At 46.3% G+C, this 17,510-nt stretch carries 19 protein-coding genes; 14 read left to right on the forward strand and 5 right to left on the reverse strand.

Translation table 11 applies throughout. The annotated features are described in order from the left end of the window. Window positions 1–211 precede the first annotated feature (211 nt). Window positions 212–1,180, forward strand: a complete 969-nt coding sequence (locus tag E0496_RS01855; RefSeq protein ID WP_141499938.1) for a glycoside hydrolase family 43 protein — start codon at window positions 212–214, stop codon at window positions 1,178–1,180. A 44-nt stretch (window positions 1,181–1,224) separates the two neighbouring features. Here the strand turns inward: E0496_RS01855 and E0496_RS01860 are convergent, their stop codons facing one another. The 3 genes from E0496_RS01860 to E0496_RS01870 form a co-directional block, all read right to left on the reverse strand. Then, a complete protein-coding gene (locus E0496_RS01860; RefSeq protein WP_141499939.1) occupies window positions 1,225–1,737 on the reverse strand; it encodes an SRPBCC domain-containing protein in 513 nt (170 codons plus the stop codon). Window positions 1,738–1,752: 15 nt separating this feature from the next. Further along, window positions 1,753–2,091: an ArsR/SmtB family transcription factor gene (locus E0496_RS01865; protein WP_141500062.1), complete on the reverse strand. Its 339-nt coding sequence runs from the start codon at window positions 2,089–2,091 to the stop codon at window positions 1,753–1,755. Between the two features lie 367 nt (window positions 2,092–2,458). Beyond that, window positions 2,459–3,787, reverse strand: a complete 1,329-nt coding sequence (locus E0496_RS01870) for an FAD-dependent oxidoreductase (RefSeq protein WP_141500063.1) — start codon at window positions 3,785–3,787, stop codon at window positions 2,459–2,461. Window positions 3,788–4,105: 318 nt separating this feature from the next. Between E0496_RS01870 and E0496_RS01875 the strand changes: the two genes are divergently transcribed. The 3 genes from E0496_RS01875 to E0496_RS01885 all read left to right on the forward strand — a co-directional run bounded on the left by E0496_RS01875 (window position 4,106) and on the right by E0496_RS01885 (window position 7,184). After that, window positions 4,106–4,858, forward strand: coding sequence for an SDR family NAD(P)-dependent oxidoreductase (locus tag E0496_RS01875; RefSeq protein WP_141499940.1), 753 nt, complete (start codon window positions 4,106–4,108; stop codon window positions 4,856–4,858). 219 nt (window positions 4,859–5,077) lie between these two features. Then, window positions 5,078–5,815 (forward strand): GTP cyclohydrolase II, encoded by a 738-nt coding sequence (locus E0496_RS01880; protein ID WP_141499941.1) that lies wholly within the window; start codon window positions 5,078–5,080, stop codon window positions 5,813–5,815. 499 nt (window positions 5,816–6,314) lie between these two features. Beyond that, entirely contained in the window at window positions 6,315–7,184 is an 870-nt protein-coding gene (locus E0496_RS01885) for a DUF421 domain-containing protein (RefSeq protein WP_141499942.1), read from the forward strand. 24 nt (window positions 7,185–7,208) lie between these two features. Here E0496_RS01885 and E0496_RS01890 read toward each other — a convergent pair whose 3' ends face one another. After that, entirely contained in the window at window positions 7,209–7,541 is a 333-nt protein-coding gene (locus tag E0496_RS01890) for a winged helix-turn-helix transcriptional regulator (protein WP_141499943.1), read from the reverse strand. Between the two features lie 156 nt (window positions 7,542–7,697). On the opposite strand from E0496_RS01890, the gene E0496_RS01895 reads away from it, so the two are divergent. Beyond that, entirely contained in the window at window positions 7,698–8,672 is a 975-nt protein-coding gene (locus E0496_RS01895; RefSeq protein ID WP_141499944.1) for an aldo/keto reductase family protein, read from the forward strand. Window positions 8,673–8,754: 82 nt separating this feature from the next. On the opposite strand, the gene E0496_RS01900 is transcribed toward E0496_RS01895, so the two are convergent. Further along, a complete protein-coding gene (locus E0496_RS01900) occupies window positions 8,755–9,483 on the reverse strand; it encodes a YhcN/YlaJ family sporulation lipoprotein (RefSeq protein WP_141499945.1) in 729 nt (242 codons plus the stop codon). Window positions 9,484–9,853: 370 nt separating this feature from the next. Between E0496_RS01900 and coxB the strand changes: the two genes are divergently transcribed. From coxB to E0496_RS01945, 9 genes are all read left to right on the forward strand, one after another. After that, window positions 9,854–10,900, forward strand: a complete 1,047-nt coding sequence (coxB, locus tag E0496_RS01905; protein WP_141499946.1) for a cytochrome c oxidase subunit II — start codon at window positions 9,854–9,856, stop codon at window positions 10,898–10,900. A 77-nt stretch (window positions 10,901–10,977) separates the two neighbouring features. Continuing rightward, a complete protein-coding gene (ctaD, locus tag E0496_RS01910) occupies window positions 10,978–12,825 on the forward strand; it encodes a cytochrome c oxidase subunit I (RefSeq protein ID WP_141500064.1) in 1,848 nt (615 codons plus the stop codon). Further along, complete coding sequence (locus E0496_RS01915) at window positions 12,822–13,439, forward strand: cytochrome (ubi)quinol oxidase subunit III (RefSeq protein WP_139994793.1); 618 nt, start codon at window positions 12,822–12,824, stop codon at window positions 13,437–13,439. Before ctaD ends, E0496_RS01915 begins: the two co-directional genes overlap by 4 nt. Before the next feature lie 3 nt (window positions 13,440–13,442). After that, the gene (locus tag E0496_RS01920; RefSeq protein WP_141499947.1) at window positions 13,443–13,760 is read left to right on the forward strand and encodes a cytochrome C oxidase subunit IV family protein; all 318 of its coding nucleotides are present in this window, start codon (window positions 13,443–13,445) and stop codon (window positions 13,758–13,760) included. Window positions 13,761–13,853: 93 nt separating this feature from the next. After that, window positions 13,854–14,762, forward strand: coding sequence for a cytochrome c oxidase assembly factor CtaG (gene ctaG, locus E0496_RS01925; RefSeq protein WP_141499948.1), 909 nt, complete (start codon window positions 13,854–13,856; stop codon window positions 14,760–14,762). A 57-nt stretch (window positions 14,763–14,819) separates the two neighbouring features. Continuing rightward, entirely contained in the window at window positions 14,820–15,263 is a 444-nt protein-coding gene (locus E0496_RS01930) for a DUF420 domain-containing protein (RefSeq protein WP_421923073.1), read from the forward strand. A gap of 163 nt (window positions 15,264–15,426) precedes the next feature. After that, on the forward strand, window positions 15,427–16,152 hold the full coding sequence (locus E0496_RS01935) for a hypothetical protein (RefSeq protein ID WP_141499950.1): 726 nt from the start codon (window positions 15,427–15,429) through the stop codon (window positions 16,150–16,152). A 29-nt stretch (window positions 16,153–16,181) separates the two neighbouring features. Then, complete coding sequence (locus tag E0496_RS01940) at window positions 16,182–16,568, forward strand: GntR family transcriptional regulator (protein WP_141499951.1); 387 nt, start codon at window positions 16,182–16,184, stop codon at window positions 16,566–16,568. A 12-nt stretch (window positions 16,569–16,580) separates the two neighbouring features. Continuing rightward, window positions 16,581–17,495, forward strand: coding sequence for an ABC transporter ATP-binding protein (locus E0496_RS01945; RefSeq protein WP_241674504.1), 915 nt, complete (start codon window positions 16,581–16,583; stop codon window positions 17,493–17,495). Window positions 17,496–17,510: the final 15 nt, after the last annotated feature.

The following is a 17,510-nucleotide window of genomic DNA, read 5'->3' on the forward strand; positions in this document are numbered from 1 at the left end:
ACATGTCTAAGTCAATCAAAGAATCTGGTTACAACCGCGACCCTAAAGAATGATCTACTCGCGCAGCGACCAAAATGTGAAACTTTAGTTTAACTCCCTCAATAAATTAGCGTTTTCTCCGATTTCTCGCTTATATAGATAGAAATGAAGCTATGTATATAGTTAAAACCAAATAAACTAGAACAATTTACACTGGAGGACTGATAAATTTATGAGTATTCAAACATCGGAACAGTTGAGCAGGCAGCTGCGTAATCCCTTAGTAGAGCAGCGTGCGGATCCATGGGTGTATAAGCACACGGATGGATTTTATTATTTTACAGGCTCCGTTCCGGAATACGATCGTATTGTGCTGAGAAGAGCGGCATCGCTTGAAGGTTTAACTGAGGCTGTAGAGGTAATTGTATGGAAGAAGTATGAGGAAGGCGTGATGAGCAAGCATATCTGGGCGCCTGAGCTTCATTTTATCAATGGAAAATGGTATATCTATTTCGCAGCTGCCAAACAGGACGAGCCGTTCCGACATCGGATGTATGTGCTTGAGAGTGAATCGCCTAATCCGCTTGAAGGTAGCTGGACGGAGAAGGGGCAGATCGTCACCGGTTGGGACTCGTTCTCTCTTGATGCGACTAGCTTTGAGCAGGGTGGCGAGCAATATCTCGTATGGGCGCAGCAGGACCCGGCTATTCCAGGGAATACGAATTTGTATATCGCTACGATGAGCAACCCTTGGACGCTGAAAAGCAAACAAGTTCTAATTACCAAGCCTGAGCTTGATTGGGAAGTAGTCGGCTTTATGGTAAATGAAGGAGCGGCGGTACTTAAGCGGAACGGCAGGATTTTTCTGACGTATTCAGGCAGCGCCACGAATCATAATTATGCTATGGGACTGCTGTCAGCGGATCTATCGAGCGACCTGCTTGATCCTTCATCTTGGGTAAAGTCGCAGATCCCCGTATTTGAAAGTTGCCCGGAGACAAGTCAGTTTGGTCCGGGACATAACAGTTTTACGGTGACAGAGAATGGCGAGCAAGATGTCTTGATCTACCATGCTCGCAGCTATAAGGAAATTGTAGGCGATCCGTTATTTGATCCCAATCGGCATGCGCGTGCAAAGGTGTTCACTTGGAATGTCGACGGGACGCCGAATTTCGGAAAACCGCCTGCGGACACGGTATAAAAGAAGAGCTGCCCTTATGCAAAGGGCAGCTCTTCTGCGTTCGATTAGGATTGTACAGCCTGCAAATGCTCGGAAAGACGATCCCAAGTTTCGGTAATCCCTTGCTCCATTCCCATCTCCATGACTTTCTTGAGCTCGTCGACAGATGCGTAGCGTGACCGGCTGATCAGCTTCGTCTGTCCATCCTGCTCCAAAAAGGTGGTCGTAACATGAGCAGATGGCATCGTATCCAGTTCATTGCCTTCCGCGTCAGAGAAAAAATCGACATAGACGATTTTTTCGCCATCTACGATCTCCTTATATATCGCTTTGCCCCATGACTCCATTCCATAAAAATCTCCCTGATTCTTATCCAAGCATTTCATACAGTAATGCCACGCGCCCCCAGCCCGGAAATCAACGGTACAGGCGGAAAGCGTCCAGCCGCGCGGACCCCACCAATGTTTAAGATGTTCTGCTTCCGAAAAAGCTTTGAATACGAGTTGGCGCGGCGCATTGAAAACACGCTCCAGAATGAGTTCTTGGCCCTCAACTTTGGATATCATTTGGTTTGTCATAAAAAAATGCCTCCTTTAATTTTCGTTATTTGGGTTATCGCTGCCGGATTGCAGCTGCTGAAGATAATTATCCAGGCTATCAAATCTTTCTTCCCATATGCGGCGGTAGGTATTCAGCCATTCGTCCATGTCTTGAAACGGCTGCCTGTGCAGTTTATAATTCCGGCGGTTGGCGACAGCTTCTACTACAACAAGTCCTGCTTCATGCAGCACCTTTAAATGCTTGGAAGCTTGCGGCTGCCGAAGCTGAAGCTGCTCGGCAATTTCACCTACGGTCAAAGGTCCACTGCGAAGCAGCTCTACTATGCGCAATCGGTTAGGCTCGGCAAGTGCGCTAAAGGTTGTTATATCCATCATTCAGAATTTCTATCAATGAAAGGTATGTTTACTTTTCTTAAGTTGCAGCCTACTCTTTCAGTCCCAGTCAACGAAAGCCACCTCGCTTCTTCGGAATGTATCTTCCTTCTGAAATGAATATACCTCATATAGAATATTCCCGTCAAGGAATATTTAGATTTTATTTTTAATAGAAAGAAGCTTGAGCTAACGGACTTGCATTGTACGGGTGTGAGGAAAGAAGGGGAAAGTCAGCATGAGCAAATAAAAAGAAGCAGCAGAGCCACTAGGAGGAGGCCTAGTAGCTCTGCTGCTCGTTGCTATGAAAGAAGGATTGTGGGATAAAGCAGGACAGGTACAGGTGGTGTCACTAGTAAAGCTGGCTTTACACCGCCTGTAGGCCAGCTTGGTTAAGCAGATTCCACGGTTTGTTGTAATGCGGCTGGAAGAAGAAATCGACGTAGCTGAGTTCGTCCATCGTCATGCCGTTTTGGATACAAACCGAAAGAGTGTTAATCGATTGGGTCAGGTCGACCTTCGAGAGCACCTGCGCACCGACGATTCGGCCATTGTCAGCTTCATAGACAACTTTGAGTGTGAATTGCTCATAGGTCGGCATAAACTCGGGACGGTAGTTGTCGATGATTGTGACATTTTTCACATTCATTCCGGCAGCAAGCGCAGCGGCCTCAGTTAAGCCTGTCGACGCAATATTGTAATCGTAGATTTTAATTCCCGATGTGCCCTGCGTGCCCATATATTTGACTGTAGGCTTCATCAGGTTTTTCGCAACCAATGTTCCCATGCGGACGGCGTTCGTTGCCAGCGGGATATAAGCATTTTGTCCGGTTGGATTATAATGGACGGCACAGCTGTCGCCAGCGGCAAAAATATCCGGCTTGCTGGTTCTCATATATTCATCGATTAGAATTGCGCCGTTAGGAAGCATATCGACCTGCCCTTTAAGAAGCTCAGTATTAGGGCGGAAGCCTATGCAAAGCACGACGAGATCAGCCTCGTATTCACCAGCGGTCGTTACTACAGTCGTAACACTACCCTCTGTACCCTTGAACGAAGTGACCGTCTGTCCGGTAGCGATGGTAATGCCTTTCTCGAGCAGCGCTTGCTCAGTTACGTCCGTAAATTCTTTATCCAGGTATTTAAACAATATGCGCTCCATATTATCGATCAGCGTGACCTCTTTGCCAAGCTGTTCAAATGCTTCAACCAGCTCAATTCCGATATAGCCTGCTCCGATAACAGCGATACGATTCGCTTTTTTAGCTTTTTCGATAATCGTTTTCGAATGGTTATAGTTTTTGCAAAGCACGATATTTTCCAGGTCAATGCCATCCATCTGAGGGATGATCGGCCACGAGCCGGTCGTTACGACAAGCTTGTCGAATGTATCGGTAAAATCCTCACCAGTAACAAGGTTGCGGACTTGTATCGTTTTGGCATCCGTGTCTATAGCGAGTACATCATGGCGCATATGCGTGTGTACGCCAAGCGCGGCGAGCTGCTCGGGCGAAGCGTAGAACAGATCGTCGGCATTTTTTACAACGCCGCCGACATGCAGCGCGATTCCGCACGATAGAAACGAGATGTTGTCATTTCGTTCATATACCGTAATCCTAGCTTCAGGGTAAAGTTTGGCCATTTGAGTAATTGCAGCCGTACCTGCATGTGTGCAACCAATAACAGCAATGTTCATCGTCATCATCGAACGCCTCCTATTGTATGTGTAAAGTGCGCTTTGTTTGTGAGCAGCGATCTTTACAACGTGAATTATTTCACAAACTAGAGTATTATGTGAAAACATTCACAACCTTTTCTTGCTTTTATCATATGCTTTTCAAGTAAGGTTGACAAGGGCTATTCATGAAAAATGTTCAATGTTAATTAAATTTTCAGTTTATTTGACACGGGTTAGCCACAATTGCTCTCTAGGGGGGCAGTTAGCCCCTATTTTCTTTTTTGCAGCGGATGAATTACACTTTTAGGATAAGTATTAGACGAAGGAGGAAATTAAATGAAAGCAGCTTACACGGAGAAAAGAGTGCTGATTACAGGTGCAGGGGCCGGAATAGGGAGAGCATTGGCGCTTGCTTATGCGGAGCAGGGGGCCCTGTCTATTTTAGCCGATAAAAATGAAGCTGGTTTGGAGCAAACGGCAGCGCTGCTGCAGGAAGCAGGCTATGATTCGTTATCCTTCGTAACGGATATGAGCAAACCAGAGGAAGTAGTTCAGATGCTTAGGGACGTGGAGACGCTCGCGGGAAGACTGGACATCGTCATTAACAATGCCGGGTTTGGCATTTGGAAATCGCCGTATGACTTAGCGCTGGACGAGTGGGACAGTGTCGTTAATACGAATTTAAGAGGGACATTTATCTGCTCCAGAGAGGCAGCGAAGCTAATGCGGTCAACCGGCGGTGGAGCAATTGTCAATATCTCATCGACACGGGCGATGATGTCGGAGCCTAATTCAGAAGCGTATGCCGCCTCTAAGGGAGGCATTCTGTCGCTGACTCATGCGATGGCCGTTTCACTTGGTCCTGACCGAATTACAGTCAACGCGATCTGTCCGGGCTGGATCGAAACGGGCAAATATGACCTGCTGCGTGAAGCGGATCATACGCAGCATCCTTCCCAGCGGGTTGGTAAACCGGAGGATGTTGCACGTGCCTGTCTTTACTTGACTGACCCGCTTAATAATTTTGTGACCGGGACCCATATTACGCTTGATGGCGGCATGACGAGAAAGATGATTTACGAGGAGTAGAAAGAATTCTAATGCTAAGCATGCTTAATGTCATTTGGGCTGCACGAACTGGAAAAACATCTAGATAAAATGGTCAAATGGTTCATGTTGGATCAAGTGGCGTGTAACGGGCTGATGGGGCATCGAAAGGTCAATTACAGAAACGAGCTTAGCATAGCGGCTATGCTAACCGAACATAATAGTTCAAACAGCTATTATGAACAGGTTAGGAGCTACCCCATGTATACAGAAGCGGTATCGATTGTTGATCACAAAATACAAGTCATTGAAAGTGAAAAAGGCATTATTTATTTAGTTGGACCGATCTCGCTTCCTGTTAAGCTAGAGGATGGCGAGGCCATCTTTCAGTGGTATTGCTGGCTGCTCTGTAAAGAAAAGCTGGATGATGCGGAGCAAATGATTAAGAAGCTGTCTGCGAGCAACTTGGCTGAAATGCAGCAGTCGAGCGTACTGGTTTACGGCGATTTTGCACAGGCGGAGGAAGCTTGGATTCGAATGCACAGCATTTGCCACACGGGCGATATTTTTGGAAGCAAGCGCTGTGACTGCGGCTATCAGCTGCATGAATCGATGCGGATGATCGTAGAGAAGGGTGCTGGCGCTTTATTTTATTTGGCGAATCATGAAGGAAGAGGCATTGGCTTGTTCAGTAAAGCGATGGCTTATCTGCTCCAAGAACAAGGATATGATACAGTTGAGGCTAACGTTGAGCTAGGCTTCGCGGATGATGCCCGTAATTACAGTGATGCGATTCGCGTGCTTAACACGCTGCGGGAGAAGCCTGTTTCGCTTATCACGAATAATCCCAAAAAACTTGATGCCATGAAGATGGCAGGGCTCGACGTTATAAATCGGATTCCGCTTTGGGGAGACCGATCCGCGTACAATGAGCGATATTTAGATACCAAAATAAACCGGTCGGGCCATTTGGCTGCGAGTGGCTGTCCTAACGAATAAGGGCCATAAAATTGGACAGGGCTGCCCTTCTAACACCATAATGTGTTAGCGGACAGCCCTTTTTTGTGTAACTTATATTTAACCGGACCTCTTCATAAATGAAAGGCCGTTGGGAATCCCCTTGTTAACAGCAAACAGCATGTGTACCAAGTTGAAAAAAACTCGCATCCTAAAACAACGAAAGCCCTACCTCTCTTCCGTCCTCGCGGCTCCGATGACCGCGCCAGTGTGAATCAGAAATACATCACGTAACAGGCTTGAGAATTAACAGCAAAGAAATCAAAATCCGTGGGAAAAAGTTGAATCTTACTGGGGATTGGATGAGGTTAAATATAATACGTTCTTATTATCTTACTATAGCACAAACCAAATAGCAAGCTTTTTTCAAAATATGTCATAGCTGACCCATATGATGAATCTCATGTGCAATGACATGTCGTACAACCGAATGAGAAATGTTTTTCTGGATATTCTAAATTTGGAAGGGGGGATATTCAACATGCCAAGCTGGTTTGAAATTGTTCTGAGAACATTAGCAGCAATCGTTATTTTATTTGCGCTTACGAAGGTATTAGGCAAGCGACAAATTTCCCAACTGTCCCTATTCGAATATATAACGGGTATTTCGATAGGTAATATTGCCGCCTACATTTCGCTTGATCTTGATAACTTATGGTTTCTGGGAATGGTGTCATTAGGAGTATGGGTCAGCGTCTCGGTAGCTATGGAATTTTTGACGATGAAAAGCAAGAAAGCACGTGACATCATTGACGGCAAGGGTACAGTGCTTATTAAAGATGGCCAGCTTCTTAAGAAAAACTTACACAAGGAACGGCTGACTCTAGATGAAATGCTTGAGCAATTGCGCAAAAAGGATGTTTACCGAGTTGCCGACGTAGAATTTGCGGTGATGGAGTCTAGCGGTGAGGTCAATGTCATGCTGAAGAAGGAATATCAGCCGATCACTCCGGATGTTCTTGGCTGGCAGGTAGCCAATGAACGAGAGGCACTTACGGTCATGATGGATGGTGAAATTCAAATGGAAGTGCTAGAAGAGTCAGGGCATGACCTTAAATGGCTGGAGCATCAGCTCGAGAAAAGAAATTTGGAGCAGGAAGAAGTGTTTTTCGCACAAATTGACAGCAACGGAGAACTTCTGCTTCAAACTGGGGAAGAGTCGAAACAGCCGCAAAGCAGCCAAACAAAACCGAAAGAGCGGGTAACCATGCTTATCGAACAATTTGAAGCCGAGCTGCTTCGCCTTGAACGGTTATCTCGTAATGAAAGCGATCGTCGCGTTTACCAGACAGCTATCGACCGCTTTCAAGCGAGTACGAAATCATTGCCAGACCAAGCCATTAAGCCGTAAGCGAAGCCTTTGACTCAGCAGGGCCTAGGTCCAACGCGCTGACCATAGTTTCATTTCTTTTAAAATATGATGCAAATCCTCGCCTTTTGGCGTTAGCGTATACTCAACGGTTACCGGAACAGTAGGAAATACTTTGCGTTCAAGCACGCCCTTGTCTTCCAAATGACGGAGCGTGCTTGTCAACGCGCGTGGGCTTACGGCTGGAATGAGCCGCTGAATTTCCCCGAATCTTTTGGTGCCGCAAAATAGCTCTCTCAGCACAAGAAACGCCCATTTTCCTCCTATGACATCTAAGGTCCTCTCAATGTTGCAATCGATATGCGTGGGCTCTTTAGGGATATAATTATGAGCACTCATCTGATCATTCTCCTCTCTAACTACTACTATCATCAAGTATAGTATATATACTAAAGATAATAAAATGAAAAAAGATTCACTACTTTAAATAATGAACGAACTGCTATACACTACTATAAGAAAGCAGCGTGATATGAGTCGAAGGAGCGATTATAAATGAAATATAGGAAGCTTGGCAATAGCGGGTTAAAAGTTAGTGAGATCGGACTTGGCAGCTGGTTAACGTATGGAACGGCGACGGAGGCGCAAACAGCCCAAGAATGCATACATAAAGCTTATGAACTCGGCATTAATTTTTTTGATTCAGCTAATGCTTATAATAATGGTGAAGCCGAGAAGGTTATGGGCGATGCCTTGAAAGCGTATACGAGAAACAGCTACGTGCTCGCTACTAAAGTATTTTTCCCGATGGGCAAAGGCCCGAATGACCGCGGCTTGTCCAGAAAACATATTATGGAGCAATGCGAAGCAAGCTTGAAACGGTTGGGCACCGATTATATTGATCTTTATCAATGCCATCGCTTTGATTCCGATACGCCAGTTGAGGAAACGCTGCGGGCGCTCGATGATTTAACAGCGCAGGGTAAAGTGCTTTACACCGGAATCAGTGAATGGACAGCCGTACAGATCAAGGATGCAGCAGCAACGGGGAATCGGCTTGGTTTGCGTCCATTGATTTCAAACCAGCCGATCTACAATATGTTTGAGCGCTATATTGAGCAAGATGTTATACAAGCATGTGAACAGGAAGGGCTGGGACAGGTTGTGTTTTCCCCACTTGCCCAAGGCGTGCTGACAGGAAAATATAAGCCAGGCCAAGCGATTCCGTCTGACAGCCGCGCTGCAAATGACAAAACAAATGGCGTGATTAACAGCTATTTACGCGAGGATGTACTTCAAGTAGCAGCGAAGCTTGAACAGCTTGCTTCAAGCATCGGCGCATCCTTATCGCAATTCGCATTAGCTTGGGTGCTTCGACAGCCGAATGTAAGCTCAGCGATTATTGGCTCGAGCCGTCCCGGTCAAGTGGAGGAGAATGTGAAAGCCATCGACATCGAATTGACGGATGAGCTGCTAGCTCAAACGGAGGCTATTTTAGCAGAGGTTAAACATTTTGCACCAATGCGTTAATCGCAGTTGAAATATATTCAGCAAAAAAGGCTCTTCGCTGGAAGAGCCTTTTTTTTGCTATATATAATAGGAAGCGATTTTTTTATTGATCCATTTGGGCCTCTGATGGACTATAGGTTCCTGGCTGGGTAATCGGTTTCGGCATCTCTTTCCCACCGGCAAAATGATATTTGACGACCGTATTGAATTGGTCAATCCAAGGCATAAGCGGGCGCCCGCCCCAAGCCTCCTTGGCAAATTCATTGAAATAATTAACGAACTCCATATTAGCGGAAATATGAACCTCCTGAACGGTCGGGGCAAGCTCGCGTACCCTGAGAGCGACAGTTTGCTTAAGCTCATCCGACAGATTATTGATGTCATTGACGGAGAAATAAGAGTTATAAGGCGAGACGAGCGTCCGGCTGTTGCCGTAAGGACTGCCTGTATCATGATTGTAAACGCCCTCGCTCGTACCGGTATTATCCTGCTCGCTTTTGCCGCCAGAATTGCGTGTGCCCACGGCTGTCCAATCCGTCATCAAACCAACATATGCATTCTTGTCCGTCAGCATGACAATAGCAGATGCTATGCCATTTAGATCAGTAACCTTGCGAGAAATCATGGAGCTGTATTCAAAAAAGGCATTATCATGCTGGTGCGGATTATTCGACATTGGCCCATACGACTTGCCGCCAAGCATCTTCGGATCATTAGCCTGGCGGCTGCCATAATCGGTATCGCTGTTCTGAGCCAGCTGCTCATAATTACAGCCAGCTGTCGCAGAGAGGACAAAAGCGGAAAGCAGCAGAGCGGCCATTCGTTTCAGCATTAAGATGGGACCCCCATTCCTACGATAATGGCTTTAGTTTTTGTTTTAGCTCCATAAATATACGTTTTGGGAAGCATACATAATTGACCATGGGTTTGGTGCACAATGTAGGGTAGAGGGAATGCTGTTTCTACATAGCCGGACAATGCGGCTTCACATGCTTAAAAACGTTGAATTAATGCGTTTTTGACAGCTTTGAGAACAATTTGTGAACTCTCTGTGGAACATTGACAAATAGGGGCTTCAACTTTATATTTAATAAAGTGATTTAAGTTGCAGGAGTTGTAAAAACATCTGTGAAAACACGCAGCCAGCCGCATGCCACGTGAAAATCAGGCAGCTGCGAAAACGTCAAAAGTGGGGTTGATTAATGATGAAACGGTGGCGATTTGTAAAACGGCTTGCGCCGCTTATGGCCATGATGGTATTGGTGCTGGCGGCTTGCGGGCGGAGCGATTTGTCGACGCTGAATCCTCAAGGGCCTGTAGCGGAAGAGCAATTCGGTCTGATGAAGCTGGCAATTGGTATCATGTTAATCGTGATTGTTGCAGTATTCGCGATTTCTTTGTATGTAATTGTTCGTTTTCGCAGACGTAAGGGCGACAAAACGATTCCTAAGCAAGTGGAAGGGAATCATAAGCTGGAGATCATTTGGACGGTTATTCCGATCATCATGCTTATTATTTTGGGTGTTCCGACCGTACAATCCGTATTTAACTTAGCTAAAGATTACAGTAAAGACCCGGAGGCTGTTCAAGTTATCGTTACTTCGCACCAATACTGGTGGGAATTCGAGTATCCGGATTATGGAGTTAAGACAGCGCAGGAACTTATCATTCCAAAAGGCAAAACGATATCGGTTACAGCGAAATCTGCAGACGTGCTTCACTCGTTCTGGATTCCTTCGCTTGCAGGTAAAATCGATACAAACCCTGGAGCTAACGTAAATAAAATGTACTTCTCGGCTCCAAAAGAAGGCGTTTACTTAGGTAAATGCGCCGAGCTTTGCGGACCTTCGCACGGATTGATGGACTTTAAGGTCAAATCAGTGGACGAGTCTTCATTTGATCGTTGGGTAGCAGCGCTTCAAGAGCCTGTTGCACTTCCAAGCGATCCGGCAATTGCTAAAGCTTTCGAAAGCAAATGTCTGTCATGCCACGCCGTTGGCGATCTTGGCGGACCGGCTTATCCTAACCTGACTGGTATCGGTAGCCGTGAGACTGTCGGAGGTATACTTGTTAACACCGATGATCCGCAATATTCAAATGAAGGTTCAGTTTACGATAACCTGCACCGTTGGATCAAAAATCCGGACGAAGTTAAGCCGGGCAACCAAATGGGCAAAATCGATCTGACTGAGCAAGAACTTGAAGGTATTGCTAAATATCTATCTGAATTGAAACTTAACTACGAATAATAATTTATCGGTGATTGAAGGAGGTACCTACTTTGGCTCATGCGCATACGCATCCGGTCAAACGTTACAGCGGTCTGATGGACTGGCTTACAACGGTTGACCATAAGAAAATTGGAATATTGTATATGATCGCAGGCGGATTTTTCTTCCTTGTCGGCGGTTTGGAAGCAATCCTAATCCGGGTTCAATTATGGAAGCCGCTTAATAACTTTGTTAGTGCGGATACATACAACGAGCTACTGACGATGCACGGTACGACCATGATTTTCCTTGCGGCTATGCCGCTGTTGTTCGCGCTTATGAATGCGGTCATACCGCTGCAGATTGGCGCGCGCGACGTTGCTTTCCCTTTCGTTAACTCGCTGGGCTTCTGGACGTTCCTGTTCGGCGGTATCTTGCTGAATGTCAGCTGGTTTACTGGCGGAGCTCCTGATGCAGGATGGACGTCTTACGCACCGCTGGCTGGAACCACATACAGCGGCGATCATGGCGTGGATTATTATGTACTGGGTCTGCAAATCGCAGGTATCGGTACACTTATCGGGGGAATTAACTTCCTCGTTACGATCATCAATATGCGTGCTCCTGGCATGACTTTCATGCGTATGCCAATGTTTACATGGGCAGCATTCATTACATCGGCGCTTATCCTGTTTGCATTCCCGGCACTCGCCGTTGGCCTTGCAGCGCTAATGTTCGACCGATTGTTCGACGCAAACTTCTTTGATCCTTCGGGCGGCGGTAACGCTGTACTATGGGAGCATATTTTCTGGATATTCGGGCATCCTGAGGTTTATATCCTCATCCTGCCGGCCTTCGGCGTTATTTCCGAGGTAATAAGTACATTTTCTCGCAAGCGGTTGTTCGGTTACAGTTCGATGGTATTCGCGACCATCCTGATCGGCTTCTTGGGCTTCATGGTTTGGGCGCATCACATGTTCACCGTTGGCCTTGGACCTGTTGCTAACGCATTGTTCTCGATTGCAACGATGCTGATCGCTGTTCCGACAGGGATTAAGATTTTCAACTGGCTATTTACGATGTGGGGCGGCTCTATCAAATTCACCTCAGCGAACTTGTTCGCTGTCGGATTTATCCCAACCTTCGTAATGGGCGGCGTTACCGGCGTTATGCTAGCCGCAGCGCCAGCTGACTTCCAGTACCATGACTCCTACTTTGTCGTAGCGCATTTCCACTACGTTATCGTTGGCGGATTGATTCTCGGTATCTTCTCTGGTCTACACTACTGGTGGCCGAAAATGTTCGGACGCGTTTTGAACGAAACACTTGGTAAACTTACCTTCTGGACTTTCTTTATCGGATTCCACTTGACGTTCTTTATCCAGCATTTCCTTGGTTTGCTTGGTATGCCGCGTCGTATTTGGACTTATCTGGACGGTCTAGGCTTTAATGAAATGAATATGATTAGTACAGTTGGCGCATTCTTGATGGGCTTTGGTACAATCTTCTTCCTGCTCAACGTTGTTATTACAGCTTTCAAACCAGCGGATGCTCCGGCAGATCCTTGGGAAGATGGCCGTACGCTTGAGTGGACAATTCCATCACCTGCACCAGAGTACAACTTTGCTCAAACTCCGCTTGTACGCGGATACGATGCTTATTGGAAAGAAAAAATGGATGGCCACAAAGGCATGACGCCTGCGGAGCCGATCGGCCCGATTCATATGCCGTCTCCATCGATCCTTCCATTCTTCATGGGAGCTGGATTGTTCATTGCTGGCCTAGGATTTATGTATTCCCATGATTGGGGCGAACTGTTCGGCTTGATCAAAACAGGCTATGCCGTCGGAATTTTCGGTTTGCTGATCTTGTTCGGTTGCATGTTCTTACGCTCTGTGATCGATGATCATGGCTTCCATATTGAAGAAGAAGAAATCCTTAAAGATTTGGGGGGGAAAGCATGAGCGCGCATTCGCATGTAGAGGGGCAATTGCCTCATGAGCCCGAAAAGGCGACCCTCGAGGGACGCAATAAAGTATTAGGCTTCTGGCTTTTCCTTGGTGGCGAGACCGTATTGTTCGGGACGTTGTTCTCCGCGTTCCTGGCACTTCGTAATCAAGTGCTTGACGGTCCGCCAGCGCATGAGTTGTTCCAGCTGCCGCTCGTTGCTCTTGCAACGGCGCTGCTGCTTACATCCAGCTTGACCAGCGTTTTCGCTGTTCATGCCTTGCACACGAACCGTGTCAAAGCTTTAATTAATTGGTTAATTGTAACGGTTCTTCTAGGCGCTGCTTTCTTGGGTCTAGAGATTTATGAGTTTGTTCATTACGTACATGAAGGCCACGGTTTTACAACGAGTGCATTCAGCTCCTCGTTCTATACGCTTGTCGGCTTCCACGGTGCTCACGTAGCATTCGGTATTATGTGGATTACGCTCATCATTATTCAGTTAGCCAAAAAAGGCTTGACTGTCGTTACGGCACCTAAGGTATATGTTGCCGGTATGTACTGGCACTTTATCGACGTTGTATGGGTATTCATTTTCACCGTCGTTTACTTGATGGGAAAGGTGGTTTAATCCATGGCAAGCAATCAAACAGCCACAGAGGAAAGCCCCAAGCGTCATAAGGTCGAAGGACCGAAGAAGCATATTATCGCATTTATTTTCTCCGTCCTGCTTACGTTCATCGCATTTGCGACTGTAATTAGCGGAGAGATTAACAAAGACTTTATTTACATCATTTTGATCGGCCTTGCGGTATTGCAAGTATTCGTTCAAATGGCATTTTGGATGCATATGAAAGATCGTGGTCATACATTCGCGATTATCGGAATCTTGACTGGCGTATTTATCGTATTCACCTGCGTCATTATGGCTGAATACTGGGCTTGGTGGTAATTCACAAATTTGTTGGAGGAGAGGAGGGTCCCAAGGGTTGGGTCCCTCCTCTTTTGTAGAAAAAGGCTAGTGTTATTGAAAGGAGCTTCCACGATGCTTGGCTTACAATATTTTCGCTTCGAGGAATTGTGGACCCCGATGTTTCTGTTCGGAATGGCGGCTATAGTCATTCTATATTTCTACCTCATTGGTCCATGGCGAGAGAAGCATGATCCGCAGGCGCTGCCTGCGACACGATTACAGAAGACGATGTTTGTTTCCGCTGCCGTAATGTTATATTTGGTACACGGTGGTCCTTTTAATCTATTAGGCCATCTCATGTTTACGTTTCATATGATTAATATGTCTGTTTCCTATTTGGTTGTTCCTCCGCTTGTTTTACTAGGCATTCCAAGCTTTCTATGGATCAAAATGTTTTCCGCTCCGTTTTGGAGAAAGTTAAGTTTTATGATGCACCCTATTATGTGTCTTGTGTTATTTAATGTGTTGTTCTCTGTTTATCATGTCCCTATTGTCCATGACTATGTGATGACGCACTTTGCGGTGCATCGTCTTTATTATTTGATTCTCCTCATCACCTCCTTTATGATGTGGTGGCAGATTACCGTTCCGGTTCCGGAGTGGGCTAGACTGACCGATTTGAAGCGGATGGCCTACGTTTTTGCAAATGGTATGCTGCTTACGCCAGCATGCGCGCTCATTATTTTCGCGAAATCATCCATGTACGCCATCTATAGCGATCCGAACGTTTGGGTGACTGCCATGGGCTATTGCGTGTCAGGAGATCCGGCAAGACTGCTGGAAAGCTTCAGCGGACCGCAATTTTTTAACTTGATGGATGTCGTGGAAGACCAACAGCTTGGCGGGATTGTGATGAAGTTCGTGCAAGAAATTATGTACGGCATCATCCTTGTCTATATTTTCAAGCAGTGGTTCAAACGTGAGCACACGGAAGACGAATTGCCAAATTCGAATTCAAATCCTAATACTGGTACGGCTTAGTACGTACTAATCATTTTGTTAACAATAGGTGGGGTAACATTGAACAGTTATAATATTATGCCGACAATCAGCACCTTTTTTATCGTGCTAAGCGCAGTACTGGTAGCCGTAGGCTGGAGGCTGGCGATCAAACGCAGACTGGAAGAGCATCAGAAGGTCATGTTCTATGCTGCGGTAGCCGCAACGATCTTCTTCATCGTGTATGTTTCACGGACGATATTCGTTGGTAATACGTCATGGGGCGGGCCCGATGGCTTGAAGCCCTATTATCTCGTATTCTTATTATTCCATATCGTGCTTGCTACAGTAGCAGCCGTATTCGGAATTACGACACTTACACTTGGTTACAAGAAGAAATTCGCGAAGCATCGCAAATGGGGTAAGGTCACTTCGATGATCTGGTTTGTTACGGCAATTACAGGAACGATGGTTTATGTGCTGCTATATCTCATGTATCCAGGCGGTCATACGAAGCCGGTCATTGATGCCATTTTCGGTTAACATTGAGTCGCCTATATAGGAAGCTATGCTAGTGAAAGAGAACACTCTTTCACTAACATAGCTTTTTTTGATGGAAAGGGTTGACAATAGTGTATACAGTGAATATACTGTGTATAATGATATACACACTATAACGACTGAGGCTTTGAGAGGAGTAACTATCGTGGGCGTATGGAAAGGTGCCTGGTTTTTAGCAAAGCACGAGCTGGCTAAAGATCGTTGGAAAAGTCTTTTTACCTTATTGATGATTGGTTATGTCTTGCTTTTTACGCTCCCATTATTCAGAGATGTCATTAATGGAGAAAGCGAGGGATTGTCTAGCTTCGCAACAGATTTTATCTATTTGACGATACTGCCTGTGTTCGGATTCGTTATGAATCAAACGATGATGCGATACTGGAAAGATAACTCCTACACGAAGAAGATGGCACAATGGCGTACATTGCCCATTTCTTCTAGACAAATCGCATTAGGGCGGATCATTCAACTGACGATCGTACTATTTGCTGCTCAGCTTGTCTTTTTCCTACTTCAATATATTATGGCTCGGAATTTGGGCTCGGAAATCTCGGCTGGAAGCTTTGCACTCTACGCTTTAACCTGGTTCGGTTATTCCTTGACAATGGCCATTGGTTACGTCTACTGGGAGGTCGGCCATTCCGGCAGAACTTATTTCTTCTTTAATATCATCTATCTTTGCGCTATGCTGCTGATCGCACTTGGAATTTCTCTAATGAAGATGGGCAATATTGTGATGAACTCGCTGCAAGCGATTGAAGGCGGAAGCTGGTGGTTCCCACTCCTCACTCTCTCGATAAGCGCTGCAGCGTTTTGGATAGGGGTTAATCGAATTGAGAGCCGACTCGAGAATCGAACATATAGTGCTTAGTCAATAGGGAATGGAAGAAGGTGTGGCCCATGCGGCTGCCGATACAAATTAGCGAGCAAAGCGCTGAGCCGCTCTATCATCAAATCGAGGTTCAGCTTCGTGCCTTAATCGTTAGTGGACAACTCACCGAGGGAACACTGCTTCCCTCGATTCGCGAGCTTGCCCAAACCGTCAAATGCAGCGTTATTACGGTAAAGCGGGTATATAACGATTTGGAAGCAGAGGGCCTCTTGCGAACGCGGCAAGGAACCGGAACCTATGTCGCTCAGGTTTGTGAAAAGGAGCGAGACCGGTATAGGCTCGGAGCGGTGATGGATGCGTTGGAGCAGGCGGTAATTGCGGCAAAACGCGTACAATGCACGGAAGAAGAGCTGGAGAGTATGCTCAAGGAAGCGGTAAAGAGACATTTTGATTAAAGGATGGGAAGCATGATGAATGAATCTGCGATTCGACTAGATGGCATTGTACAGAATCGTTTGAATTTCAAGCTTGGGCCGCTCCATATGGATATCCCACTTGGCTATATTACAGCGATTGTTGGTCCGAATGGCTGTGGCAAGAGCTCAACCTTCCGCATGATGCTTGGACTCGATAAGCAGGATGAGGGTACGATTCAGCTGCTTGGACAACAGGTAGCGCAGGGGCTGGATACAGAGCTGAAGAAACGAATCGGTTATTTGCAGGATCAGTCCTCCCCACATGAGGATAGCATGAAGGGGACGGAGAAAGCCGCATTTCATAGGTTCTGGTACGACCGCTGGGATGTAAATAGATACAGAGAGCTGCTGCATAATCTTGAGGTAGACGATAATCAGGTGCTTGGCAAAATGTCTAAAGGAATGCGCCGAAAATTTGAGTTTGCGTTGTCTCTCGCTCATAACCCGGAGCTTCTTCTGCTGGATGAGCCGTCCTCCGGACTTGATCCGCTTGCATGGAAGACGATGATCGAAATTTTGCATCGCTACATGGATCGGGGAGACCGGACGATATTGATGACCTCCCATATTATTGAAGAGGTTAAGCGTCTAGCGGATTTTATCATCTTCATGGCCCATGGAAGAGTGCTTGGTGTATATGAGAAAGACGAGCTGTTCAGCAGCTGGTTCACCTTATTCGTAAGCGGGGCAGGACTGAATCCGAAGATAGCGGCTGCGATGCCGGGACAATGTGGAATCGAACATGCGGGTGGAACCACCTACCGAATTACGACAAACAAGACCAGCGAGTCTGAGGATTGGTGCACAGCACAAGGTTATCAAATTGTCAGCAGGCAAGCGCTTGAGCTGGATGAGATTATGAGCGCATTACTTATGCAAGACCGATTAAGTACAAGAGCGAACTAACTGAGGGGAGCATAA

The sequence above is a fragment of the Paenibacillus luteus genome (assembly GCF_006542765.1).
In the GTDB taxonomy this organism is placed as follows: Bacteria; Bacillota; Bacilli; order Paenibacillales; family Paenibacillaceae; genus Pristimantibacillus; species Pristimantibacillus luteus.